Consider the following 22,863-nt stretch of genomic DNA (forward strand, 5'->3'; position numbering starts at 1 on the left):
TCTGGCGTGACACGCAACAATCAAAGACATCTAGCCCCTCGCAAAGCTCTTAGAGCCTTCAAATATCGTTCAATTCAGCCCATGCATCATACGAATAATTATCATCAACTTTTTCAAACGAAACACCCTTCAAGCCAGTTGCCGCCGACTTGAACCTCTCACTACAAAACAGCTCTAAGGTTTCTTGACATCTAAAAATATCCGACTGCAGCTCTGGGGAAACCACAAACCTACTTATAGCATCAATATTCACCGCCCCCGTATAAATATGACTTTCAATTTCGAGACCGGTCTCCAGGTCCTTGGATGTTTCGAATACCGACTCAATCTTATCCAGAGCCGCTAAACTTTCACCAGGAAGAAAAATGAAAAACTCCCCTTTCCTAGACTGCTCCTTATAGGTTATCTCCAAAGGAATAGCCTTATACTTCCCCCCAACCTCATCGCAAACCTCTAAAAATTTTTTCGAAACATAAGTATCACCGATGCTGTAGTAATCAAACTCCAGATCCGACAACTCCATTTCAAGCCCGGACAGCTTTAAAACATATTTTTTTGTTATATTTAGCCCCAGCGGACTTGGCTCAAACGGATCCCATTCAAACTCACTACAATTAAAAAAACCTGACAACACGATTGGGCAGCCACTGCCCTGCGGGTCATAGCGTAAAACGTAATAATTGGAACCACTCACAAAAGCCTCCCAGTGATCGCATCCACAACAAACGTATTATTCTCCAGACTTTCTCTCGCGAAACTCTGGATTTTACCTATACCTAATACCAATTGCGTATCAGAAACCTTACCAGCCCTAAAGGCGTCATTCAAAGCAGAAATCTTAGACTCAATGACCTTAGTATATTTAGCATGACTTGACCAATGCCCTGGCAGATCAATGTTTTGCGTTAGCTTCTTACTACCCGGCAAAAATATACCATTGGATGCACCATCATCATTAAAGCCCATTGACCGAAGCCTGTTAAACATTTTTTCGTAACGAGGCTTTTTCATTATTTCTTCGGGGATTAAATGATGATTAGCCATTCCATCCCCCTTTCTGGCCCCCATGTTATTACCCAGTTTCGTAGAGCACCACCCCAGCGGATCTATTTCTTGGATAGGGTTTTCAGCGTACGAATATATATTCAAGCCCCCTGCCAAGCCTATGGGGTCCTGAGTCAAAAATCGGCCAACCTTAGGATCATAGAATCTGAAAGTGTTGTAATGCAGTCCGGTTTCGACATCAAAGTATTGGCCTTGGAAGCGTAGATTCTGCTCAACCTTATTAACAGGCAGTTGCTCTACAGCCCCCCAACAACGGTACGTCGCCTGCCAAATGATCTGCCCGTCACTGTCCGTCAGCTCCAGCGGCGTACCAATCTGGTCAGTATGGAAGTAATAGACCTTCTGCTCTTCCCCTTCAACCTGATCAACCCGGGCCAACGGCGCATAGCTACCCGGCTCGTACAGGTACAAGATGCTCTGCCCTGGCGTTTCCTCCCGCAGCATCCTCAGCCCCTGCCAGAGAAAGCGCTTCTGTTCGACCTCGCCCTTGATTTCAGCCTGCTTGGCCACCCGCCGCCCAAGGCTGTCGTACCGGTACTCGCCTCGGCTTTCCAGCTTGCCATTGACCAACGTCTCCGCCCGCACCAGCCGGTTCTCACAGTCATAGGCGAAGTGCTGCAGCTTGCTGTGCCCAGAGCGTTTCTCGATCAGGTTGCCCCACGGGTCGTAGCGGTACTCCTGGTCCCGCCACTGTTTGATGCGGTTGTCCTTGACCTTGTCGAACTGCCGCGCATTGAAGTCCAGGCGGTTGGCTGCCGGGTCGTAGCGGAATTCCTCGCTGCCGATCAACGAGCCGGTATCGCGACTGCGCAACTGGCCGTTGGCTTCGTACTCGTACTTGATCTCGCCGCGTAGCTTGTCGAGGGTTCGCACCAGTTCACCGGCCGGGTCGTACTGGTAACGGCGGTGGATCGGGTTGTAGGCGTGCTCGACCAGCAACGAGGTATTGATGCCGGTGTTGTGCACCTGCGAAAGCTTGTCGGCCGGCAAGGTCGAGGCAAACTGCCAGGCCTTGCGCCCCATGGCGTCATAACCGAAGCAACTGGTGAGCTTGCCCTGGGTCCGGTACACCTCGCGATGCAGGTCATCGCGCTCCATGTCGCTGATCACCTGGCCGTCCAGGTTCAGCTGGTGCAGGTGGCCACTGCCGTAATACAGGTGATTGACCTTACGCCCATCCGGCAGGGTCAGCGTGGTCAGGTTGCTGAGCGGGTCGTACTCGTAGCCAAGCGTGCCGTCAGGGGTGATTTCTTTGGTCAGCCGACCGAGCAGATCGTAGGCGTACTCAAGCTTTTCTTCCGTGATCCCAAGCTGCTTGCCGATCCCGCTCGGTTGCCGCTCGATGCTCAGCAACCGGTCGCCGTCGTCGTATGCGAATGTCTGGCTCGCATCACGGTTGATCTTGGCGACCAAACGGCCAATGGCATCACGCTCGAACAGCGTATGGCGCTCGGGCCGCTCGGCATTTTCGCCATAGCCAATCTCATCCAGTCGTGTGAGATGACCACCGACGTTGTAGCTGAAACGCCGGGTCAGGTTATCCACCCGCACTTCTTCGCTCAGCCGGTCCGACACGTCGTAGGCAAAGCTGTACGTGGCGTTGTTCTCGTTGACCAGCGCGGTCAGGCGAATGGCCTTGTCGTACTCGTAGCGAACCCGCTGGCCCTTGGCATCCTGGCGGCTGCTCGGCAGGCCGCGGGCCGTGCGTATCAGGCGGGTGGTCTGGCCCTTGCCGTCGGTGTGGCTGAGTACCTGGCCGTAGACGTTGTAGGTGAAGGTTTCGGTGGTGCCGTCCGGGTGGCTGATGCGCTGCACTTCGCCGTCGGGCTTGCGTTCCAGCGTGGTGGTCTGGTTCAGCGCGTCCGTTACCGCGACCAGGTGCTGGCGCTCGTCATAGCGGTACCAGGTGCTCTTGCCCGAGCAGTCCTGATAACGCTCGACCTGGGCCAGGGTGTTCCACCACAGGTACTTGGACTTGTAGGTCGCGTCGATGATGGTGTGCGGCAGGCCGTCATCGCTGTTCAGGTACTCGGTCATCTGGCCGAGGGCATCGAATTCGGCGAGCAGGTTGCCCTTGTCGTCGTAGCGCGCTCGCCAGGTGCTGCCATCCGGGTAGCTGACCTGGGTCACCAGCGTGGTCAGGTGGTGATATTCGTACTGGGTCTTGCGGCCCAGCGGGTCGGTCTCTTCGAGCAGGCGGGAGAATTCGTCGTACTTGAATTGCAGGCGGTTACCGTCCGGCAAGGTCAGGCCAACCATATTGCCGTGTTCGTCCAGCTCGATGGCGTAACGCTCGCCGCCATAGTCGCGGCTGGCGACCACACGGTGGTCGGCGTTGTACTGCACTTCCAGCTCGCGGCCGAGCACGTCGGTGGCCCAGCTGGTGCGGCTATCGAGGTCGTAGCGGAAGTGGTAGTGCTCGCCGTCGCTGGTCCAGTGTTCGACCACGCGCGGCCTGTCGCCCAGGGTTTGCCAACGGTAGTGGCAGCCCAGCCCCAGCGCGTTGCTGTGGGTCACCATCAGGCCGTCGGCGTAGCTGAAGCTGCGCACGGTGTCGCCGTTGCGGTTGATCACCGCGCTCAGCTGGCCGTGTTCGTCGTAGCGGTATTGGGTAAGCGTTTCCACCGCTTCGTTGTTCACCACGCGCTTGATGTCGGTCAGGCGACCCAGCGGGTTGTCGTAGTGCAGGTGCACGCGGATGCCGCCGGTGGCGCTGATGTCGGTCAGTGTGCCGTCGGGCGTGCGGGTGAAGTGCAGGAAGTGGCCGAGGACGTTCTCGATACGCTGCAGCGGCACTTCGGTGTTGGTGTCTGGTACTTCGCCGAAGTAGAAGAACAGGTTGTCGAGGGTCTGCAGGATGTAGTGGCCGCCCTCGGTGCACACCAGGTACACCTGCTCGTGCGGGTTGTAGATGCGCTGCCCCGGTTGCAGGGTCACGAACGGGACTTCGCGGCCCTGGTTGTCGGTGAGGTAGATGAATGCCCCCTGGCGGCGCAGGCTCTGCTCCCAGGGCAGCACCCAGCCGCGGCCGAGTACGCTGTCGACCGTCAGGTCGCTGGCGTAGAAGCGCGACCACTCGATCGGCATCAGGCCCGGCAGGCTGAAGTCGATTTCATCGGGGATCAGCTTGCGGCCCGTCGTGAGGTCGACGGGGTTGCCGACCAGGCCGCCGATAGCCTTGCGGGCCACGGGTTCGACCACGTAACGGCTGGCCACCTCACCGGCGACGAAGCCGGCCGTGAACTTCAGCGCGCAAGGCATGACGGCTTTCATGCCGGCCTGGGTACCCGCCTTGATCAGCTGGGCGATACCGCCTGCGGCACCGGCGATGGCCATCAGCACATCCACGGTGGTGCGCAGCCACTCCGGGACTTCATCGTCCACGGGCAGGTAACGGTAGGTGCCGCCGCCGATGATGACGTTGTCCGAACCACCGGAAATGGTGGCGCCGCAGGTCAGCTTGTCGCCCTTGCGCGCGGCGGCGACGCTGTTGATGAAGACGTTGGTCGAGCCTTCGGCAATCTGCACCGGCCCTGGGTGCTTGTCGCAGGCACCGATGCTTTTTTCGACGCGGGCGGCCTTGCGGCTGTTGATGAACACGTTGGGTGAGGCAGTGGTTATCGTCCCTGAGGGGGACGAGAACATACTGCCTATCGCCTCTCCGGCGGCGGTCAGCAAGCTGCCCCCGATGCCGGCTGCGAGGCCGGCCAGCAAGGCCACGCCGAACCCGCAGGTGAACGTGGCGATGGCCACCGTGGCCACCAGCGCAATCCCCAGGGCGGCCCCGATCAGGAAGCCTCCCAGCGCGCTGGTGTGCGATATCTCGTCGCCGAACCTGGCCGCTTCGAACATGAGGGGTTACTCCTGTTCGCCAGATACGGGACAACGTGCGACCCGGTCGAGTCGATCCATGATCATGGGCATCTCCCTGAAATGCACGGTGAGCGTTTCAATCCAATTGCCGTGTAATCTTCCGTGAAAGGTGTCAAGTAAATAGACCCGTGCGCCGCTCTGTCAACGATGCGAAAGCCAAGTATGGTAAGGGTTATGCGCGGTTTAGCGTGGTGTCATAGAGCCACGTCCCGGGAGTTTTCTGGGTTGTAGAGAGGGGAGGGGCTTTGCGCACGAAGTCTGAATTTTTTTGAGTTTCAGAGGCGCCTGTCAGAAAAGTCGTAGTTGTTGGAGTGGTTGTACTCGCTCAGTAACGCATCATTCCTTATCAGCGTTTCCATGAAGGGGACCAAAGCCGGTCTTACAGCGCATGCCGCACGGACGCTCCTGTTGCTCCGTCCATGGCTAAAAAACAGGCCGTCGTCACGTCTCTTGGTGAGCGCTCCCGTGTCGCTGCTGCCTTTATGTATTGCCTGGCTTCGGCGCAGCTTACAGGGATGCTCGGTTTCCATCAGGCAATTGGCGCGGTCATGGCAGCATACGTGTTTTACGACGTCTGCTCGATGGAGGAGGCATGGCGTCGATGGATCGGGAGGTTCAGTCATCTCTTTCTTACCCCAATCTTTTTTGCCGCCGCTGGCATCCAGGTTTCCCTAAGTGCTTTCAGTGAGCCAAGTCTATGGCTATGGCTGCTGTTGTTCTTGCTGGGGGGACTCTCGGCAAGGTGCTGGGTTCATACATTGGGGCCTGGATGTCGGGCTTGAGACCAATAAATTCAATAGAAGTTGGTGTGCTGATGAACACCAAAGGTCTCGTTGAATTAGTGATACTTAGTGTAGGAGTACAGGTTGGGGTGTTGTCTGAAAGTTCCTACAGTATTCTCTTGGCGCTTGCCGTTGTCTCTACGGTACTAACTAACCCGTTACTGGGGTTGCTAGCCTGGTGGGCGTGCAGAAATACTCAGTCTGTAGAGATTCGTCCAAAATAGGTGTTTGATTTCTGCTGTTTTCCCGATTACTGTCTGGGGAGGTTCAGGGATAAATCATAATTAAGGCCGTTACTATGGACGTATTCATGGGGTTGCTGGCTGCGGTGTTCTGGGGGGCTACCGATTTCTTGGTCGGCGTGAACGCAAGAGCGGTCGGAGTGAAACGGGCGGTACTTTTTGGGCAGTTGCTAGGACTTCTCTTGATGGCAGTCTTTATTGCCATTTCAGCCGATCAGTGGCAAAAGTTTACATCTGCGCCTTGGCTCACGATAGGGTTAGGAATTGTCGCCTCTCTATGCACCGTAGTAGGAGCGCTGGCGCTTTCAAAAGCTTTCGCTATTGGCAAAACAGCAGTCGTGGCGCCCCTGGTCACTTCGTATGGTGTTTTTACAACGCTGTTGGCATGGCTGGGTGGCGATGCCCTCTCCGCTTGGCAGGTGGTTGGTATCCTTGTCTGCTTTTTCGGCGTGCTGTTGGCCTGCCGCAGCGATAATGGTGGTGGTTTCGATCGTAAGGTCACCAGTGTGATGTCTGTGTGGTTTGCTTTGTTGGCGGCCATGCTTTACGGCATCAGCTTCTGGATTCAAGGGAAATTCGCCTTGCCGGCGCTGGGGCCGGTGAACATGCTGGCGCTAGGGTATGCGGTGGGGGTCATGTTCCTTATCCCTGAAGCCGTCAAGTTTCTGCGGGATCATACGACGATAATGCTGAAGACCTATGGCTCACTGTGTGGGGCCAGTCTTTTCAACTTGGGAGGGTTTTCTGCGTTTTCTTGGGGGGCTCTAAATGGCTCGGTTTCCGTTGTCACCGTCATCAGCACGTTGTCGGGTGGTATTGCCGCGATCCTGGGGTACTTCTTTTTTCGCGAGCGGCTGTCAGTCATCCAGATCGGCGGTGTTAGCCTAGTGCTGTCAGGGGCTTTGCTTCTGCACCTTTACGGGTGAGATTGTTTCGACTTATAAAATTGTAGATTTTTGGGGATTGTGCCAATGGCGTATTTCTTCGCTGTGGGCCTGTGGATGTGAGTGCTCATAATAATTGACTATCAATGCTATCTTGCGAAAATTCATGTTGATATGTTGCCTTGCATGGCAGCATTTGCGGTAGTAGTTGAAGCTGGAAGTTTTGTAGGTACATCTGCCCGATTAGGCTTGACGGCGTCTGCAGTCAGCAAGCAGGTATTAAAGCATTGAAAATGCCTTGTCCCGCACACAAAAAAACTTACACTCCCCTGATAGTCGAATCCCGGTATCCGTCCGGCCAACACATTTTCCTGACGGAGCCGGCGAAGGCCATGGTGTCCACCTAAAAGTGGACACCATTTCTGGCCCATCAAGCGGATTTTCCAGGCATCCTCAGCGCCGTACCTACAATAAATCTTTCAAAGCCCAGAGTGCGACGAGCCCGGTGCCTCCATCGCAAACATCGCCTTGGGCTACAGCCTCAATGGCAACCTCGTCCACAAATGGATTCAGCTCCACAATCAAAAAGCCTTGGCACTTCAGCTGCGCTCCTCCCGCCGCATCCTCAGATGCTCGGCGCTGAAACGCATGCTCAGTCCTCCACTATTAGTCCTGCTAAGTGAGCGGTGGTCAGGAAGCGTGACTGGGCAGCGCAGCAAACTGCTGTTTTTCGCATTGAGGGCTGCCCAGTTTTCTAACAGTTAAAGAAACTGCTCGGCATAGTGACAAGCCACCTGCCGCGTACTCACCTGCCTCAGCGCCGGCACCTCCTTGGCACACCGCTCGGTCGCATGCGGGCAGCGTTTGTGGAATGCACACCCATCCGGCGGGTTCAGCGGGTTGGGCAGCTCTCCGGCGATGCGAATCTTCGGCTTCAACGGGTCTGGATGAATCGCCGGTGTCGCCGACAGCAACGCCTGGGTATACGGGTGCAGCGGCTTCGCGTAGATGTCCTCCTTCGGCCCCATCTCCGCCGGCCGCCCCAGGTACATCACCAGTACCTGATCCGCCACATGCCGTACCACCGCCAGGTTGTGCGAGATGAACACGTAGGCGGTGTTGAACTCCTTCTGCAGATCCATGAACAAGTTCAGCACCTGCGCCTGAATCGACACGTCCAGCGCCGAGGTTGGCTCGTCCGCCACCAGCACTTTCGGCTGCAGCATCATCGCCCGTGCCAGGGCAATGCGCTGGCGCTGACCGCCGGAAAACATGTGCGGGTAGCGCTGATAGTGCTCGGGGCGCAGGCCGACCTGCTCCATCATCTTCTGCACCTTGTCGCGGCGCTCGGCCTTGCTCAGCGAGGTGTTGATCAGCAGCGGTTCGGCCAGTTGGTCGCCGATCTTCTGCCGTGGGTTGAGCGAGGCGTAGGGGCTCTGGAACACCATCTGCACATCGCGGCGCAGTTGTTTGCGCTCTGCCTTGCTGGCGCCCTTCACCTCGGTGCCGGCAATTTGCAGCGAGCCGGACGAAGGCTCTTCGATCAGGGTCAGGGCGCGGGCCAGGGTCGACTTGCCACAGCCGGACTCACCGACCACGGCCAGGGTCTTGCCGGCCTCCAGTTCGAACGACACGCCGTTGAGCGCGCGCACCAGCGCGTGGCCCTTGAATAGCCCGCGGGACACTTCGTAATGCCGGGTCAGCTCCCGCGCGGTAAGTACGACGGCCATCACGCCACCTCCTGATTCAGCGGGTAGAAGCAACGCACCAGGCTGTAGGCCTGTGGGTCGAGGGGCGGGCGCTGGCGCCGGCAATTGTCCTGTACATAGGGGCAGCGTGGTGACAGCAGGCAGCCGACGGGGCGGTCGTAGCGGCCGGGGACGATGCCAGGCAGTGTGGCCAGGCGCTCGGCGCCAATGCTGTGCTCGGGAATCGCGGCGAGCAGGGCTTCGCTGTAAGGGTGGGCGGGCACATCGAACAGTTCTGGCACCTGGCCCACTTCCACGGCTTGGCCGGCGTACATCACGCACACCCGCCTGGCGGTTTCGGCGACCACGGCGAGGTCGTGGGTGATCAGGATGAGCGCCATGTTGCGCTCCTTCTGCAGGTTGACCAGCAGTTCCATGATCTGAGCCTGAATGGTCACGTCGAGGGCCGTGGTCGGTTCGTCGGCGATCAGCAGCTTGGGCTCGCCGGCAATGGCCATGGCGATCGCCACACGTTGGCTCATGCCGCCTGACAGCTGGTGCGGGTAAGCGTCCAGGCGGCTTTCTGCGGCCGGAATCTCAACCTTCTTCAAGAGCTCCAGAGCACGCTGGCGGGCAGCCTTGCCCTTAAGGCCCAAGTGCTGGCGCAGCACTTCCTCGATCTGGAAGCCCACGGTGTAGCTGGGGTTGAGCGCGGTCATCGGGTCCTGGAAGACCATGGCGATGTCCTTGCCCACCACCTTGCGCCGCTGGCGGCCGCTGAGCTTGAGCATATCGGTGCCGTCGAAGGTCAGTGAGTCGGCGGTGATGCGCCCGGGTGCGTCGATCAGGCCCATCAGGGCCATCATGGTCACCGACTTGCCCGAGCCGGATTCGCCGACGATGGCCAGGATCTCGCCAGCGTCCACTTTCAGGTCCAGGCCGTCTACCACCGGTACTGCATTGGCGTCGCCGAAGCGCACGTTCAGGTTGTTGATCTGCAACAGTGACATGGCGTTCTCCTCAGGCGGCGTTCTTGAGTTTCGGGTCCAGCGCATCGCGCAGGCCGTCGCCCATCAGGTTGATTGCCAGCACACTGAGCAGAATGGTCAGGCCAGGCAGGCTCACTACCCACCAGGCGCGCTCGATGTAGTCTCGGGCCGAAGCCAGCATGGTGCCCCACTCGGGGGTTGGCGGCTGTACGCCGAGACCAAGGAAACCCAGTGCGGCGGCGTCGAGGATGGCTGAGGAGAAGCTGAGGGTGGCCTGCACGATCAGCGGGGCCATGCAGTTGGGCAGCACGGTGACGAACATCAGCCGTGGCAGGCCGGCACCGGCCAGGCGTGCGGCGGTGACGTAGTCGCGGTTGAGTTCACCCATCACCGCGGCGCGGGTCAGGCGCACATATGAGGGCAGCGAGACGATGGCGATGGCGATCACGGTGTTGATCAGGCCAGGGCCGAGGATGGCGACGATGGCCACGGCCAGCAACAGCGACGGCAAGGCCAGCATCACGTCCATCAGGCGCATGATCGACGGGCCGAGCAACTGCGGGAAAAAGCCGGCCAGCAGCCCAAGGAGAATGCCCGGGATCAGTGACATCACCACTGACGACAGGCCGATCAGCAGCGACAGCCGTGCACCTTGAATCAGCCGCGAAAGCAGATCACGGCCCAGTTCGTCGGTGCCCAGAATGAACTGCCAGGTGCCGCCTTCCAGCCACACCGGCGGGGTCAGCAGGAAGTCGCGGTACTGCTCGCTCGGGTCATGCGGGGCGACCCAAGGCGCGAACAGCGCGCAGAACACCACCAGGCACATGAAGGCCAGGCCCATTACCGCGCCCTTGTTGCGCGCGAAGGCTTGCCAGAATTCTTTGTACGGGGAGGGGTAAAGCAGGCTCTGGTCCACCGGGCTGGCCGGCGACACGGATTTTGGAATCGGGCTAGTCATGGCAAAGGCCTCAGCGCTGATGACGGATGCGTGGGTTGGCCAGGCCGTAGAGGATGTCCACGACGAAGTTGACCAGAATCACCAGGCAGGCGATCAACAGGATGCCGTTCTGGACCACGGGGTAGTCACGGGCACCGATGGCTTCGATCAGCCATTTGCCGATGCCCGGCCAGGAAAAGATGGTTTCGGTCAGCACCGCACCGGCCAGCAGTGTGCCGACCTGCAGGCCGAACACGGTCAGCACCGGGATCAGCGCATTGCGCAGGCCATGCACGAACACCACACGGGCCGGCGAAAGGCCTTTGGCGCGGGCGGTGCGGATGTAGTCCTCACGCAGCACTTCGAGCATCGACGAGCGGGTCATGCGGGCGATCACTGCCAGCGGGATGGTACCGAGCACGATGGCCGGCAGGATCAGGTGCATCACAGCGTCCTTGAACGCGCCTTCTTCATCGCTGAGCAGGGTATCGATGAGCATGAAGCCGGTTTTCGGCTCGATGTCGTAGAGCAGGTTGATGCGTCCGGATACCGGGGTCCAGCCCAGGCTTACCGAGAAGAACATGATCAGGATCAGGCCCCACCAGAAAATCGGCATCGAGTAGCCGGCCAGTGATATGCCCATGACACCGTGGTCGAACAATGAACCGCGCTTGAGTGCAGCGATTACCCCGGCCAGCAGGCCGACGATGCCGGCGAACAGCAGGGCGGCGAAGGCCAGTTCAAGGGTGGCCGGGAACAGGGTGAGGAACTCGCGCCACACGCTCTCGCGGGTGCGCAGCGATTCGCCAAGGTCACCCTGGGCAAGTTTGCCGACGTAGTCCAGGTACTGGACCGGCAGTGGCTTGTTCAGGCCCAGGCGTTCCATGGCCTGGGCATGCATTTCGGGGTCGACCCTGCGCTCGCCCATCATCACTTCCACCGGGTCGCCGGGGATCAGGCGTATGAGCGCGAAGGTCAGCAAGGTGATGCCGAAAAAGGTCGGTATCAGCAGGCCAAGGCGCCGGGCAATAAAACTCAACATTGTCGGGGTTACCTCATCAGGCCGTGGGGCGATCAGCCCGCTACGGCAGTGCCGCCGGTCCCCGTGTGGGGTGCCGGCGGTCGTTGTTGTTCTACTTCACCTTGGTCGTGGCGAAGTTATTGTTGGTCAGAGGGCTGATCACGTAGCCCTCCACGTTGTCACGCATGGCGGTGAACATCTTTGGATGAGCCATGCTGATCCAGGGTTGGTCGTCATCGTACACTTTCAATGCCTCGTTATAGAGCCTTGCACGCTCGTCGTTGTCGATCACTTCGCGGGCGCGGCTGATCAGTTCCTGGAACTTGGGGTTGCACCAGCGCGCATAGTTCTCGCCACTTTTCACGGCATCGCAACTGAGCAGCGGGCTGAGGAAGTTGTCCGGGTCGCCGTTGTCGCCGGCCCAGCCGGTGGACACCAGGTCGGCTTCGCCGTTCTTCGCCCGGCGCAGCATCTCGGCCCATTCCATGACGCGGATATCCAGCTTGAGGCCGATCTGTTTGAGGTCGGCTTGCAGCATCTCGGCGGACAGGCGCGGGTTGGGGTTGGTCGGGCCGCCGCCGTTGCGGGTGAACAGGGTGATTACCGTGCCCTCGGGTACACCGGCCTGACTGAGCAGTGCGCGGGCTTTATCGAGGTCGCGCGGTGGGTTCTGGTTGTGGGTGTTGTAGCCGATCATGGTGGGGGGGTAAGGGTTTACACCTACCAGCGCGTTGCCTTTGCCAAACAGTTGGTCGACATGGGTCTGGCGGTCGAAGGCCATGTTGATGGCTTTACGCACGCGCACGTCGTTGAGGTATTTGTGCTGGGTATTCATGGCGATGTAGCCGGTGACCAAGGCCTCGATTTCTTCAACCTTGAGTTTCGGGTCTTGTTTGATCGACGGCACGTCATCGGGCTTGGGATAGAGCGCCACCTGGCACTCGTTGGCGCGCAGTTTTTGCAGGCGCACGTTGCTGTCGATGGCGATGGCGAACACCAGCGCATCGGCCGGCGGCTTGCCGCGGAAATAGTCCGGGTTGGGCTTGAAGCGGACCTGGGCGTCCTTGTTGTAACGCTGGAAAATGAAAGGGCCGGTGCCGATCGGCTTGCTGTTCAGCTCGGCGGTCTTGCCAGACTTGAGCAACTGGTCGCCGTATTCGGCGGAGTAGATCGAGGTAAAGCCCATGGCCATGTCGCGCAGGAACGGCGCTTCCGGTCGGCTGAGGGTAATCACCACGGTGTGCTCGTCAGCCTTGCTGACCGACTTGAGCAGTTCCTTGAACCCCATGCTCTCGAAGTACGGGTAGCCGACGCTGGTCTTGTCATGCCAGGGGTGGTTCGAGTCGAGCTGGCGATTGAGGCTCCACAGCACGTCATCGGCGTTGAAGTCACGAGTTGGCTTGAAGTAGTCGGTGGTGTGGAACTTCACCCCCTGACGCAGATGGAAGGTGTAGGTCAGGCCGTCGGCTGAAATGTCCCAGCGCTCGGCCAGGGCTGGCTGGATCTCGGTGGTGCCGGGTTTGAAGTCGACCAGGCGGTTGAACACTGTCTCGGCCGAGGCATCGGCGGTGACTGCGGTGGTGTACTGGACGATGTCGAACCCTTCCGGGCTGGCTTCTGTACACACCACCAGCGGTTTGGCCGCCAGTTGCGTGGCGCCGCCCAGAAGCAGCGCGACCAGGGCTAGGCGCAACGGCCGCGATTTCATGAAAGCTCTGTGCATGTGTCGAAAACTCCCTGCTTGCATTGGTTCCAGCGTAGCCGCCCCGGCCCGCAGCGAAACGGGCCAGGGCGCCGACGGTCAGAGAATGTTGAACGGAATGGTGGTGACCACGCGGAACTCATCCAGGCTGCCATCGCCCTGTGCCTTGCTGGCGCGATGGGTGGTGTAGGTGGCACGGATGCTGGTGTCTTTCAGCGGCCCGCTCTGCAGCGCATAGCTGGTGCCGATACCCCACTCATAGTGGGTTTCGCCATCCAGGCCATTCACGTCGTAGGCAGTGCCGCGGTAGTGGGTGCCGTCGATACCCCAGCCGCGGGCGTTGTACAGGTTGAACTTCAGGCCAGGCACGCCATAGGGCGCCATGTTCAGCACATAGGAAATCTGCAGCGATTTCTCGTTGGGGCCGTTGAAATCCGACAGCAGCGAGTTGGCCAGGAAGATGCCGTTGGTTTCGTGCAGGTAGTCAAAGTACTCGTTGCCGTTGACCTGCTGCCAGGAGGCGCTGAGGGTGTGGGCCTGATGGGTCAGGCCCAGTGACAGGCTGTAGGTATCGTTGTCGATCTTGCCCATTTTCTGGCTGCCGGCGTCGACGGTCTTGTAGTAGTTCAGGCCGGTGCTCAGGCTGAGCACTGCGCTGTCGCCGAGCACATGGTTGGCGCCGAAGTAGTACTGGTTCCAGAAGTCGTCGACCTTGGTGGCGTACAGGCTGGTACTCAGGCTCTTGAACGGCTGGTAGTTGATACCGGCGGTGCTGGCACGGTCGGTTTCCACGCCGGTGGCGCTGTACTCGCTGCGGAACTTGCTGAGGCTCTGTTCGGTACGTGGCGAGACGCGGTCGAAGGTACCCAGGTCGATGCTGAGGTTGTCGAATTCAGCACTGTGCAGAAACGCGCCCTGGAAGCTCGAGGGCAGGGCGCGGTTGCCGATGTAGGCGATCATCGGCGTGTCCACCGACTGGCGGCCGAGGGTAAGGGTGGTGTTGGAAACACGCGCCTTGATATTGCCCAGGCCCAGTTTGCTCCACTGGCCGATGGGGTCGCCATCGCTGTGGGTGAGGGTGCGGTTGTTGGGGCCGGCAATGGCTTCGCGGCTCTGCTGCAGGGCGATGGCGTTGTAGCCGGCGGCCTCGACGGCGAAGCCCACGGTGCCCTGGGTGAAGCCGGAGCTGTAGTTGAGGATGGTGCCCTGTACCCAGTTTTCACGGCTGTGGGTGTCGTGGCGGGTGCCGTCGTTCTTGTAGTACTTCCACAGCGGCGCGCGTGCGGCGCGTTCGCGGGCATACCAGTTGCGGGTGCTGCCGGACAGGCTTTGGCCGTCGATGAAGCCGCTGGCTTGCGCTTGCTCGCTGGTGCTTTTGAGGGTGAGCGGGAGGTAGTCCTGGCTCTGCGGATCTGCCTGGGCCACAGTGGAAAAGGCACTGATGGATAACGCCAGTGCGGTCAAGGTGAATACTTTCAAGGTTAAAGCTCCCTTTCTTTTCTAGTTATGGCCGGCCTTGTGGGCCGGGTGATTGCTGCTGTGTTGCCAGGGTTGCCGCGGGATCACCGGGCAGAATCGGGGCGTTGTGTTGGCCGTACTGGCCTCTTCGCGGGCAAGCCCGCTCCCACTGGTAGGGCGCAGTGTCCGAACCTGTTGAGATCCTGTGGGAGCGGGCTTGCCCGCGAAGAGGCCGGTACTGGCTAACGCTTAATCAACACTCACACCGGAAAAATCATTGCGCCCAAACGGGCTGACCTTGAACTGGGAAACCTTGACGCTAAGCGGCTGGTTCACTGTGGAATGCGCCACCGGGGTAATCGGTACCTGCTGCTTGAGCCGCTGCTGGGCCTGCTGGTAGAGGGCGGTGCGCTGGGTACGGTCGGTCACCTGCTTGCCCTGCTTGACCAGGCTGTCGTACTGCGGGTCGCACCACTGCGAGTAGTTGTTGCTGCCGATGGCATCGCAGCTGTATAGGGTGCCCAGCCAGTTGTCCGGGTCGCCGTTGTCACCGGTCCAGCCGATCAGGGCGACGTCGTGCTCACCGTTTTTCATGCGTTTGAGGTATTCGCCCCATTCGTAGCTGACGATGCGCACCTTGAACCCGAGTTTGCTCCAGTCGGCCTGGAGCATTTCGGCCATCAGCTTGGCATTGGGGTTGTACGGGCGCTGCACCGGCATGGCCCACAGGGTGATCTCGGTGCCAGGTTTGACACCCGCCTGTTGCAGCAGCTGTCTGGCCTTTTCCGGCGCGTACGGGGCGTCCTTGATGCTGTCGTCATAGGACCACTGGGTCGGTGGCATGGCATTGACCGCCAGTTGACCGGCGTCCTGATAAACCGCCTGGATGATGGCTTTCTTGTTAACCGCCATGTCCATTGCCTGGCGCACTTCCAGGCGGTCGAATGGCGGGTGCTGGGTGTTGTAGGCGATGTAGCCGAGGTTGAAGCCTGGTTGCTGGAGCACCTGCAGCGTGCTGTCGGCCTTGAGCGCCGGCAGGTCGGCCGGGCGCGGGTGCAGGGTGACCTGGCATTCGTTGCGGCGCAGCTTCTGGATGCGCACCGAGGGGTCGGTATTGATCGAGAACACCAGGTTGTCGATCTTCACTTCGTTCGCTGCCCAATAGTCCTTGTTGCCCTTGTAGCGGATCTGCGAATCCTTCTGGTAGCGCTGGAACACGAACGGCCCGGTACCGATAGGCTGCTGATTGATGTCGCTGGGGCGTCCACTGGCCAGTAACTGCTCGGCGTATTCAGCGGAGAGGATGGAGGCGAAGCTCATGGCCAGGTTCTGGATGAACGCGGCATCGACCGTGTTCAGGGTGAACACCACGGTCATCGGGTCGATCTTCTCGACACGGGCGATGTTCTTGTCCAGGCCCATGCCGATGAAATAGGGGAACTCGGTAGGGTAGGCCTGACGGAACCGATGACCCTTGTCGAGCATGCGGTTGAAGGTGAACAGCACATCGTCGGCGTTGAACGTGCGGCTCGGGCTGAAGGCCTTGTTGCTGTGGAACTTGACCCCTTCACGCAGGTGGAAGGTGTAGCGCAGGCCGTCGTCGGACACCTCCCAGCGGGTCGCCAGGGCCGGGTGCACGGCGGTACCGCCACGTTCGAACTCGACCAGGCGGTTGTAGATGGGTTCGGCGGCGTCGTTGTCGGTGGCGCTGGTGTACTGGGCGGTGTCGAAGCCAGATGGGCTGCCCTCGGAGCAGAACACCAGATTGTTGGCCAAAAGGGCCGGGGATTGGCTGATCAGGCCCAGGGCCAGAAGGGTCGAGAGGCGTTTGACGTGGCGCATGGCAATTCCTTTTTCATCTGTTTGCGCCGCCTTGGGGTGCGAATGGCGGCAACAGTTAGCCGACCCCGCAGCGGATAGCCGCAGGACGACATGAAAGGGTGGCAAGGAGGGAGGGGCACCCGCCGCTCAGCGGGTGCCTCGGTCAGCCTATTTGTCCACGCTGACGCCGTAGAAGGAATTCAGCGCGAACGGGCTGATCTTGAAGTCCTTCACCTTGGCGCTCATGGGCTGGTAGACAGTGGAGTGGGCGATCGGGGTGATCGGTACCTGCTCCTTGAGGATATGCTGCGCCTTCTGGTACAGCTCGGTGCGCTTGGCCTGGTCGGACGTGGCCTTGGCCTGCTTGATCAGGTCGTCGTAGGGCTTGTAGCACCACTTGGAGAAGTTGTTGCCATCGACGGCATCGCAACCGTAGAGGGTACCCAGCCAGTTGTCCGGGTCACCATTGTCACCGCTCCAGCCAATCAGCATGGCACCCTGTTCGCCACCTTTGGAGCGCTTGATGTACTCGCCCCATTCATAACTGACGATCTTCGCCTTGATACCGATCTTGGCCCAGTCGGACTGGAGCATTTCGGCCATCAGTTTGGCATTGGGGTTGTACGGGCGTTGCACGGGCATGGCCCAAAGGGTGATTTCGGTGCCTTCCTTGATGCCGGCTTCCTTGAGCAGTTGCTTGGCTTTCTCGGGGTCGAAGGCGGCGTCCTTGATGCTGTCGTCATAGGACCACTGTGTGGGCGGCATGGCGTTGACCGCCAACTGGCCGGCGCCCTGGTACACCGACTCGATGATCTTTTTCTTGTCTACGGCCATGTCCAGCGCCTGCCGGACTTTCAGCTGGGCCATGGGGTTGGCCTCGTTGCTGCCCTTGATCTTGTCCATCACGTTGTAGGCGATATAACCGAGGTTGAAACCGGCCTGCTGCGGCATTTGCAGGTTCTTGTCGGCTTTTAGCGGCTCGATGTCGGCCGGGCGTGGGAACAGGGTGACCTGGCACTCGTTCTTTTTAAGCTTCTGCATGCGCACCGAGGCGTCGGTGGTGATGGCAAAGATCAGGTTGTCGATCTTCACGTCCTCGGGCTTCCAGTAGTCCTCGTTGCCCTTGAAGCGGATCTGCGCGTCCTTCTGGTATTTGCTGAACACGAACGGGCCGGTGCCGATCGGCTTCTGGTTGATGTCGGCGGCCTTGCCGTTCTTTAGGAGCTGGTCGGCGTATTCGGCGGACTGGATCGAGGCAAAGCTCATGGCCAGGTTCTGGATGAACGCGGCGTCAACCTCGTTGAGGGTGAACCTCACCGTGTGCTCGTCAAGTTTCTCCACCTTGGCAATGTTCTTGTCCATGCCCATGTCGGTGAAGTATGGAAACTCGGTGGGGTACGCCTTGCGGAACGGGTTGTCCTTGTCGAGCATACGGTTGAAGGTGAACAGCACGTCGTCGGCGTTGAACGGGCGGCTGGGCTTGAAGTAGTCGGTGGTGTGGAACTTGACCCCTTCGCGCAGGTGGAAGGTATAGGTCTTGCCGTCGTCGGACACTTCCCATTGGGTCGCCAGGCCCGGGATGACCGCAGTGCCGCCGCGCTCGAACTGGGTCAGGCGGTTGAACACGGTCTCTGCCGAGGCGTCGAAGTCGGTCCCGGTGGTGTACTGCCCCGGATCGAAGCCGGCCGGGCTGCCTTCGGAGCAGAACACCAGGTTGGATGCGGCAACGGCCGACGGTGCGCCGCTGAGCAAGCCTGCACCCAGCAGGAACGGAATGACTGCGTGTTTGAGCATGGTGGCCTCATTGTTGTCATTTTTTGGATGAGGTGGCCTCGTGAGCCGACCTGCGGATACTTATGCAGGGGCTGTTCCCAATGCAACAGGTAGGAGGATAGTTGGCGCCAGAAAAGTGGAACGTCCGTACATGGATGTCGCATCGATATAACTTTTGGCGAAGTTAAACGTTTGCGTAGGCAGAATGATGGCGTTTTGCGCGATGTTTCGGACGGGCAGGAATGTAGGAAGGCACCTATGTGGTGCGTAGGAAACTTCCGAAAATCGTGAAATTGATGCGGTCACCTGTAGGAGCGGGTTTACCCGCGAACACGGGCGAAGCCCGTGCCATCCACCGCAGTGTCTTGTTCGCGAGCCCGCTCGCTCCCACAGATGCGTGGACGCCTTATGGCATCTGCACTTCGATCAGGCCATCGGCATTCATGCTCACTTCACTGGTGCCCGCCTCGATATCTGGCGCCGGTGCTGCTTCATCAGCCCCCATGGCCTTCATCGCCATCGGCGCGCTACGCAAGTACGGACGCGGGTAGCCGCTGCTGTTGAGGTTCAGGCTGACCACTTTGTAGCCTTTGCCGCCCAGCGCTTCGGTGGCCAGTTGCGCGCGTGCCTTGAAGGCATCGACCGCATCCTTGAGCAGTGCATCCTCGCTGGCCTTGCGCGTGGCCGGGGCGATGGAGAAGTCCATGCCGCCCATTTTCAGCTCTTGCAACAGATCGGCGGTAAGCTGGGACAAGGCCGGGAAGTTGGCGCTTTCCAGGCGCAGCTCGGCGCGTTCGCGCCAGCCGGTGATCTTCTGGCCCTTGCTGTCGTACACCGGGTAGCTGTTGCGGCTGCCCTGGCTGATCTTCACGTCCTTGACCTGGCGCGACTGCTGCACGGCCTTGTTCATGGTTTCGGTGATCTGCTTGGCGAGCTTGCCCGGGTCGCTGTTCTGCGCTTCGCTGTACAGGGTCACGACCATCAGGTCGCGCGCCACTTCCTTGCTGACTTCGGCCCGCAGCGATACCTGGTTGAAACGTGGTTCATCGGCGGCCAGTGCCGGCAGGCTGGCGAGCAGGCCGCAAGACATGATCAGGGCGGCGCCGCGACGTGGGATTTGCATGTGATACTCCTTGGCATTGAAAGGCGTGGGGGCTGGACTTCCATTCCACGCATGGCCCATCGGACCGGCAACAGTGTAGTGGGTTCAAAAGTGCCATCATGAACCTGTGACAAAGTGTGGCGCTTTGCCGCATCGCTGCAGCGAGGCGCCCGGCTTCGGTATACTCCAGCCGATTTTTCTGGAGCACTCATCAGGAGAGCTCATGCTCGCCGCCGTACAACCGTTGTCCGCTACCCGCCAGAACCTCTGGCGCCTCACCCTTATTCGGGTCCTGGTCCTGGCTGCCCAGGCCGGCTCGGTGGGCGTTGCCTACTGGACCGAACTGCTGCCGTTGCCCTGGCTGTCGCTGGCCGGCACCTTGGCCCTGTCTTCGCTGCTGTGTGCCTTCACGGCCCTGCGCCTGCGCCTGTCGCTGCCCGTCACCGAAATGGAATACGCCCTGCAGCTGGCCTGTGACCTGCTGATCCATAGCGCCTTGCTGTATTACTCCGGCGGCTCGACCAACCCGTTCGTGTCGTATTACCTGGTGCCGCTGGCGATCGCTGCGGTGACCTTGCCGTGGCTGTATTCGCTGATCCTGTCGGGTATTGCGCTGACGGCCTACAGCCTGCTGCTGGTGCAGTTCTACCCGCTCGAAGGGCTGCCAATGGCGCGGGACAAGATGCAGGTCTACGGCATGTGGCTGAGCATTGCCTTGGCTGCCGCAGTGATCACCTTCTTTGCTGCGCGCATGGCCGAAGAGCTGCGCCGCCAGGAGCAACTGCGTTCAGAACGGCGTGAAGAAAGCCTGCGCGACGAGCAACTGCTGGCTGTGGCTACCCAGGCCGCCGGTGCCGCCCATGAGCTGGGCACACCGCTGGCGACCATGAGTGTGCTGATCAACGAAATGCGCCAGGACCACACCGATCCGCTGTTGCAGGAGGACCTGCAGATCCTCCAGGACCAGGTAAAGCTGTGCAAAGAGACCTTGCAACAGTTGGTACGCGCAGCCGAAGCCAACCGACGCCTGGCCATCGTGGAGCAGGATGTGACTGCGTGGCTGGACGAGGCGCTCAACCGCTGGCACCTGATGCGCCCGGAAGCCAGCTACCGCTTCCAGCGCCTGCGCGACGGCAAAGTGCCGCGCCTGGCACCGCCGCCAGACCTGACCCAGGCGCTACTGAACCTGTTGAACAATGCCGCCGATGCCTGCCCCGATGATCTGGAGGTGCGCCTGGACTGGGACGCCCAAGACATTGTCATCAGTATCCACGACCATGGCCCTGGTGTACCGCCGGCCATTGCCGAAGCCATTGGCAAACCTTTTATTACCACCAAGGGCAAAGGCTTCGGCCTGGGCCTGTTCTTGAGCAAGGCCAGCGTGACCCGTGCGGGCGGCTCGGTGAAACTCTATAGTCATGAACAGGGTGGCACCCTGACCGAACTGCGCCTGCCCTATGGCAAGCGAGGAGATGAATGATGAGCGAAGAAAACCAGGTCGAAAGCGAAGAGCTGCCGCACCTGCTGCTGGTGGATGATGATGCCACCTTCACCCGGGTCATGGCCCGGGCCATGAGCCGTCGCGGTTTCCGTGTGAGCACTGCCAGTTCTGCCGAAGAAGGCTTGATCCTGGCCCAGCAGGACCTGCCGGACTACGCCACGCTGGACCTGAAGATGGATGGCGACTCCGGCCTGGTGCTGCTGCCCAAGTTGCTGGAACTGGACCCGGAAATGCGCGTGGTGATCCTGACCGGTTACTCGAGCATTGCCACCGCAGTAGAGGCAGTCAAGCGCGGTGCCTGCAACTACCTGTGCAAGCCGGCTGACGCCGATGACGTGTTGGCAGCGCTGCTGTCGGAGCACACCGACCTGGATACCCTGGTGCCGGAAAACCCGATGTCGGTCGATCGCCTGCAGTGGGAGCACATCCAGCGCGTGCTGAACGAGCATGAAGGCAACATCTCGGCGACCGCACGGGCGCTGGGCATGCACCGGCGGACGCTGCAGCGCAAGTTGCAGAAGCGGCCGGTTCGGCGCTGATGCTCTATTGATGATGTTGGCCTGTTCGCGGGGGCATCCGCTCCTGCAACTGTGAGAGCGGGCTTGCCCGCGAAGGGCTGCAAGGCAGCCCCAATCAGGGCGAGCACGATGAAGGTACTGTTGGTCCTCCTTGCGATGATTGCAGGTAGCGTCAAGGCTGAGGACTGGCCTGACCCGCAGTGGCAGAACGACCCTGCCTCCCTTGACTGGCGGGCCGTCGACGCTTACGCCTTTCCCGCACGCTCTCCCTCAGAGCGCAACGGCATCCGCACCGACGCTCTGCTGGTCATCCGCGACGGTCGTATCCTCCACGAGCGCTACACAGCGCCCACCCGTGCCGACACCGCGCACCTGACCTGGTCGGTAAGCAAGAGCGTACTGGCCACGATAATGGGCGTGGCCCAGGGCGAAGGCCGCTTCCAGCTGCAAGACCCGGTCAGCCGCTTCTATCCACCTATGCGCGCCCACCCCGGCGTGCGCGTGGCCGACCTGCTGCACTGGGCCAGTGGCCTCGACTGGCAGGAAGACTATGAATATGCACCGCTGAAATCCTCTGTGGTGGCCATGCTGTATACCCGTGGCCGCGCAGACATGGCTGCCTATACGGCAGCGCGGGGTATCGCTGCCAGCCCCGGTCAGCGATTCCTCTACTCCAGCGGCGACAGTAACCTGCTCGCCGCAGCGCTGCGCGGCATGCTCGATGCCGGGCAGTACCCCGACTACCCCTGGCACGCTCTGTTCACCCCGTTGGGTATCGGCAGTGCGGTGTGGGAGCGTGACCGGGCAGGCACCTACGTAGGCTCTTCCTATCTGTACCTCAGTGCCCGCGATTTGGCCCGTATCGGCCTGCTGATGCAGCGCGACGGGCGCTGGCAGGGCCGACAATTGCTGCCTAAAGCCTGGGTAGCCTTCAACCGCACCCCGTTTGCCCAGGCCCAGCCGCTGCCTGGCGAGGCCAACCCTGGTGGCCACTGGTGGCTCAACCAACCGCTGGCTGGCGCCGAACGGCCTTGGCCCAGTGCACCGGCAGACACCTTCGCCGCCCTTGGCCACTGGGGGCAGGCGTTATATGTGCTGCCTGAGCAAAAGCTGGTGATCGTGCGCTATGCCGATGACCGCGACAGCAGCTATCGACACGACGAACTGCTCAAACGGGTGCTGGCGGCACTGGCCGGGGAGGGGGCATGAAGCGGTTATGGCTGCTGGTACTGGCAGGGCTCCTGTACTGGGCCTGGCAGGAACGCCAGGCGCTGGCGGACTTCCCCGGCATCCTCCCGGCCTACTCGGCCAAGGAATACTGTTCCTGCCGCTTTGTCATGGGCTTCGACGAGGCGTACTGCCTGGGGTATGTGAAACAATGGCTGCCACTGAGCCTGCTGGAGGAAAACAGCCAGCAGCGGCAAGTCACCGCTGAAGGACTGGGGCGGCGTAGCCAGGCGGCCTGGCAAGGCGCCCGTGAGGGCTGCCGCTTGCTGCCATGAATGCA

The 22,863-nt window shown here is 60.3% G+C and carries 18 protein-coding genes; 7 read left to right on the top strand and 11 right to left on the bottom strand.

Annotated elements, in window-relative coordinates; all coding sequences use genetic code 11:
* Window positions 1–58: 58 nt before the first annotated feature.
* Together ACYCCG_RS22595 and ACYCCG_RS22600 are read right to left on the bottom strand one after the other, a co-directional pair.
* Window positions 59–694 (bottom strand): imm11 family protein, encoded by a 636-nt coding sequence (locus ACYCCG_RS22595; RefSeq protein WP_100774671.1) that lies wholly within the window; start codon window positions 692–694, stop codon window positions 59–61.
* Window positions 691–4,917 (bottom strand): RHS repeat-associated core domain-containing protein, encoded by a 4,227-nt coding sequence (locus tag ACYCCG_RS22600; RefSeq protein ID WP_459671824.1) that lies wholly within the window; start codon window positions 4,915–4,917, stop codon window positions 691–693. The genes ACYCCG_RS22595 and ACYCCG_RS22600 overlap by 4 nt, the downstream gene beginning before the upstream one ends.
* A 440-nt stretch (window positions 4,918–5,357) precedes the next feature.
* Between ACYCCG_RS22600 and ACYCCG_RS22605 the strand changes: the two genes are divergently transcribed.
* The 3 genes from ACYCCG_RS22605 to ACYCCG_RS22615 all read left to right on the top strand — a co-directional run bounded on the left by ACYCCG_RS22605 (window position 5,358) and on the right by ACYCCG_RS22615 (window position 7,137).
* On the top strand, window positions 5,358–5,720 hold the full coding sequence (locus tag ACYCCG_RS22605; RefSeq protein WP_392487875.1) for a cation:proton antiporter domain-containing protein: 363 nt from the start codon (window positions 5,358–5,360) through the stop codon (window positions 5,718–5,720).
* A 298-nt stretch (window positions 5,721–6,018) separates the two neighbouring features.
* Entirely contained in the window at window positions 6,019–6,888 is an 870-nt protein-coding gene (locus ACYCCG_RS22610; protein ID WP_339535414.1) for a DMT family transporter, read from the top strand.
* 144 nt (window positions 6,889–7,032) lie between these two features.
* Window positions 7,033–7,137, top strand: a complete 105-nt coding sequence (locus tag ACYCCG_RS22615; protein ID WP_339444394.1) for a LysR family transcriptional regulator — start codon at window positions 7,033–7,035, stop codon at window positions 7,135–7,137.
* A 470-nt stretch (window positions 7,138–7,607) separates the two neighbouring features.
* Here the strand turns inward: ACYCCG_RS22615 and ACYCCG_RS22620 are convergent, their stop codons facing one another.
* The 9 genes from ACYCCG_RS22620 to ACYCCG_RS22660 form a co-directional block, all read right to left on the bottom strand.
* A complete protein-coding gene (locus ACYCCG_RS22620; protein ID WP_028697406.1) occupies window positions 7,608–8,576 on the bottom strand; it encodes a peptide ABC transporter ATP-binding protein in 969 nt (322 codons plus the stop codon).
* Entirely contained in the window at window positions 8,576–9,544 is a 969-nt protein-coding gene (locus ACYCCG_RS22625) for an ABC transporter ATP-binding protein (protein WP_209967892.1), read from the bottom strand. The genes ACYCCG_RS22620 and ACYCCG_RS22625 overlap by 1 nt, the downstream gene beginning before the upstream one ends.
* 10 nt (window positions 9,545–9,554) lie before the next feature.
* Window positions 9,555–10,481 carry an ABC transporter permease subunit gene (locus ACYCCG_RS22630; protein WP_009685150.1) on the bottom strand — a complete coding sequence of 309 codons (927 nt, stop codon included), beginning with the start codon at window positions 10,479–10,481 and terminating at the stop codon, window positions 9,555–9,557.
* 10 nt (window positions 10,482–10,491) lie between these two features.
* Window positions 10,492–11,502, bottom strand: a complete 1,011-nt coding sequence (locus ACYCCG_RS22635) for an ABC transporter permease subunit (RefSeq protein ID WP_021781800.1) — start codon at window positions 11,500–11,502, stop codon at window positions 10,492–10,494.
* Between the two features lie 91 nt (window positions 11,503–11,593).
* On the bottom strand, window positions 11,594–13,204 hold the full coding sequence (locus ACYCCG_RS22640) for an ABC transporter substrate-binding protein (protein ID WP_459671827.1): 1,611 nt from the start codon (window positions 13,202–13,204) through the stop codon (window positions 11,594–11,596).
* A gap of 78 nt (window positions 13,205–13,282) precedes the next feature.
* Window positions 13,283–14,662: an OprD family porin gene (locus ACYCCG_RS22645; RefSeq protein ID WP_021781802.1), complete on the bottom strand. Its 1,380-nt coding sequence runs from the start codon at window positions 14,660–14,662 to the stop codon at window positions 13,283–13,285.
* Between the two features lie 228 nt (window positions 14,663–14,890).
* Entirely contained in the window at window positions 14,891–16,483 is a 1,593-nt protein-coding gene (locus tag ACYCCG_RS22650) for an ABC transporter substrate-binding protein (RefSeq protein ID WP_339444373.1), read from the bottom strand.
* 147 nt (window positions 16,484–16,630) lie between these two features.
* A complete protein-coding gene (locus ACYCCG_RS22655; protein ID WP_459671830.1) occupies window positions 16,631–18,256 on the bottom strand; it encodes an ABC transporter substrate-binding protein in 1,626 nt (541 codons plus the stop codon).
* Between the two features lie 385 nt (window positions 18,257–18,641).
* The gene (locus ACYCCG_RS22660; RefSeq protein ID WP_021781805.1) at window positions 18,642–19,358 is read right to left on the bottom strand and encodes an SIMPL domain-containing protein; all 717 of its coding nucleotides are present in this window, start codon (window positions 19,356–19,358) and stop codon (window positions 18,642–18,644) included.
* 202 nt (window positions 19,359–19,560) lie between these two features.
* Here ACYCCG_RS22660 and ACYCCG_RS22665 point away from each other — a divergent pair, with 202 nt between their 5' ends.
* From ACYCCG_RS22665 to ACYCCG_RS22680, 4 genes are all read left to right on the top strand, one after another.
* Window positions 19,561–20,817 carry an ATP-binding protein gene (locus tag ACYCCG_RS22665; RefSeq protein WP_176683790.1) on the top strand — a complete coding sequence of 419 codons (1,257 nt, stop codon included), beginning with the start codon at window positions 19,561–19,563 and terminating at the stop codon, window positions 20,815–20,817.
* Window positions 20,817–21,377, top strand: a complete 561-nt coding sequence (locus ACYCCG_RS22670) for a response regulator transcription factor (protein WP_003255244.1) — start codon at window positions 20,817–20,819, stop codon at window positions 21,375–21,377. Before ACYCCG_RS22665 ends, ACYCCG_RS22670 begins: the two co-directional genes overlap by 1 nt.
* 108 nt (window positions 21,378–21,485) lie before the next feature.
* Window positions 21,486–22,565, top strand: a complete 1,080-nt coding sequence (locus tag ACYCCG_RS22675) for a serine hydrolase domain-containing protein (RefSeq protein ID WP_176683789.1) — start codon at window positions 21,486–21,488, stop codon at window positions 22,563–22,565.
* Window positions 22,562–22,858 (top strand): amidase, encoded by a 297-nt coding sequence (locus ACYCCG_RS22680; RefSeq protein ID WP_176683788.1) that lies wholly within the window; start codon window positions 22,562–22,564, stop codon window positions 22,856–22,858. The genes ACYCCG_RS22675 and ACYCCG_RS22680 overlap by 4 nt, the downstream gene beginning before the upstream one ends.
* Window positions 22,859–22,863: the final 5 nt, after the last annotated feature.

It is taken from the genome of Pseudomonas sp. VEM90, assembly GCF_054611535.1.

Excerpts from the sequence above, each read along its gene's own strand:
- ACYCCG_RS22650 (WP_339444373.1), bottom strand. The coding sequence starts at position 16,483 with ATGCGCCACGTCAAACGCCTCTCGACCCTTCTGGCCCTGGGCCTGATC.
- ACYCCG_RS22655 (WP_459671830.1), bottom strand. The coding sequence starts at position 18,256 with ATGCTCAAACACGCAGTCATTCCGTTCCTGCTGGGTGCAGGCTTGCTC.
- ACYCCG_RS22615 (WP_339444394.1), top strand. The coding sequence starts at position 7,033 with ATGGCAGCATTTGCGGTAGTAGTTGAAGCTGGAAGTTTTGTAGGTACA.
- ACYCCG_RS22675 (WP_176683789.1), top strand. The coding sequence starts at position 21,486 with ATGAAGGTACTGTTGGTCCTCCTTGCGATGATTGCAGGTAGCGTCAAG.
- ACYCCG_RS22610 (WP_339535414.1), top strand. The coding sequence starts at position 6,019 with ATGGACGTATTCATGGGGTTGCTGGCTGCGGTGTTCTGGGGGGCTACC.
- ACYCCG_RS22625 (WP_209967892.1), bottom strand. The coding sequence starts at position 9,544 with ATGTCACTGTTGCAGATCAACAACCTGAACGTGCGCTTCGGCGACGCC.
- ACYCCG_RS22665 (WP_176683790.1), top strand. The coding sequence starts at position 19,561 with ATGCTCGCCGCCGTACAACCGTTGTCCGCTACCCGCCAGAACCTCTGG.
- ACYCCG_RS22605 (WP_392487875.1), top strand. The coding sequence starts at position 5,358 with ATGGCTAAAAAACAGGCCGTCGTCACGTCTCTTGGTGAGCGCTCCCGT.
- ACYCCG_RS22635 (WP_021781800.1), bottom strand. The coding sequence starts at position 11,502 with ATGTTGAGTTTTATTGCCCGGCGCCTTGGCCTGCTGATACCGACCTTT.
- ACYCCG_RS22600 (WP_459671824.1), bottom strand. The coding sequence starts at position 4,917 with ATGTTCGAAGCGGCCAGGTTCGGCGACGAGATATCGCACACCAGCGCG.
- ACYCCG_RS22620 (WP_028697406.1), bottom strand. The coding sequence starts at position 8,576 with ATGGCCGTCGTACTTACCGCGCGGGAGCTGACCCGGCATTACGAAGTG.
- ACYCCG_RS22640 (WP_459671827.1), bottom strand. The coding sequence starts at position 13,204 with ATGCACAGAGCTTTCATGAAATCGCGGCCGTTGCGCCTAGCCCTGGTC.
- ACYCCG_RS22660 (WP_021781805.1), bottom strand. The coding sequence starts at position 19,358 with ATGCAAATCCCACGTCGCGGCGCCGCCCTGATCATGTCTTGCGGCCTG.
- ACYCCG_RS22680 (WP_176683788.1), top strand. The coding sequence starts at position 22,562 with ATGAAGCGGTTATGGCTGCTGGTACTGGCAGGGCTCCTGTACTGGGCC.
- ACYCCG_RS22630 (WP_009685150.1), bottom strand. The coding sequence starts at position 10,481 with ATGACTAGCCCGATTCCAAAATCCGTGTCGCCGGCCAGCCCGGTGGAC.
- ACYCCG_RS22670 (WP_003255244.1), top strand. The coding sequence starts at position 20,817 with ATGAGCGAAGAAAACCAGGTCGAAAGCGAAGAGCTGCCGCACCTGCTG.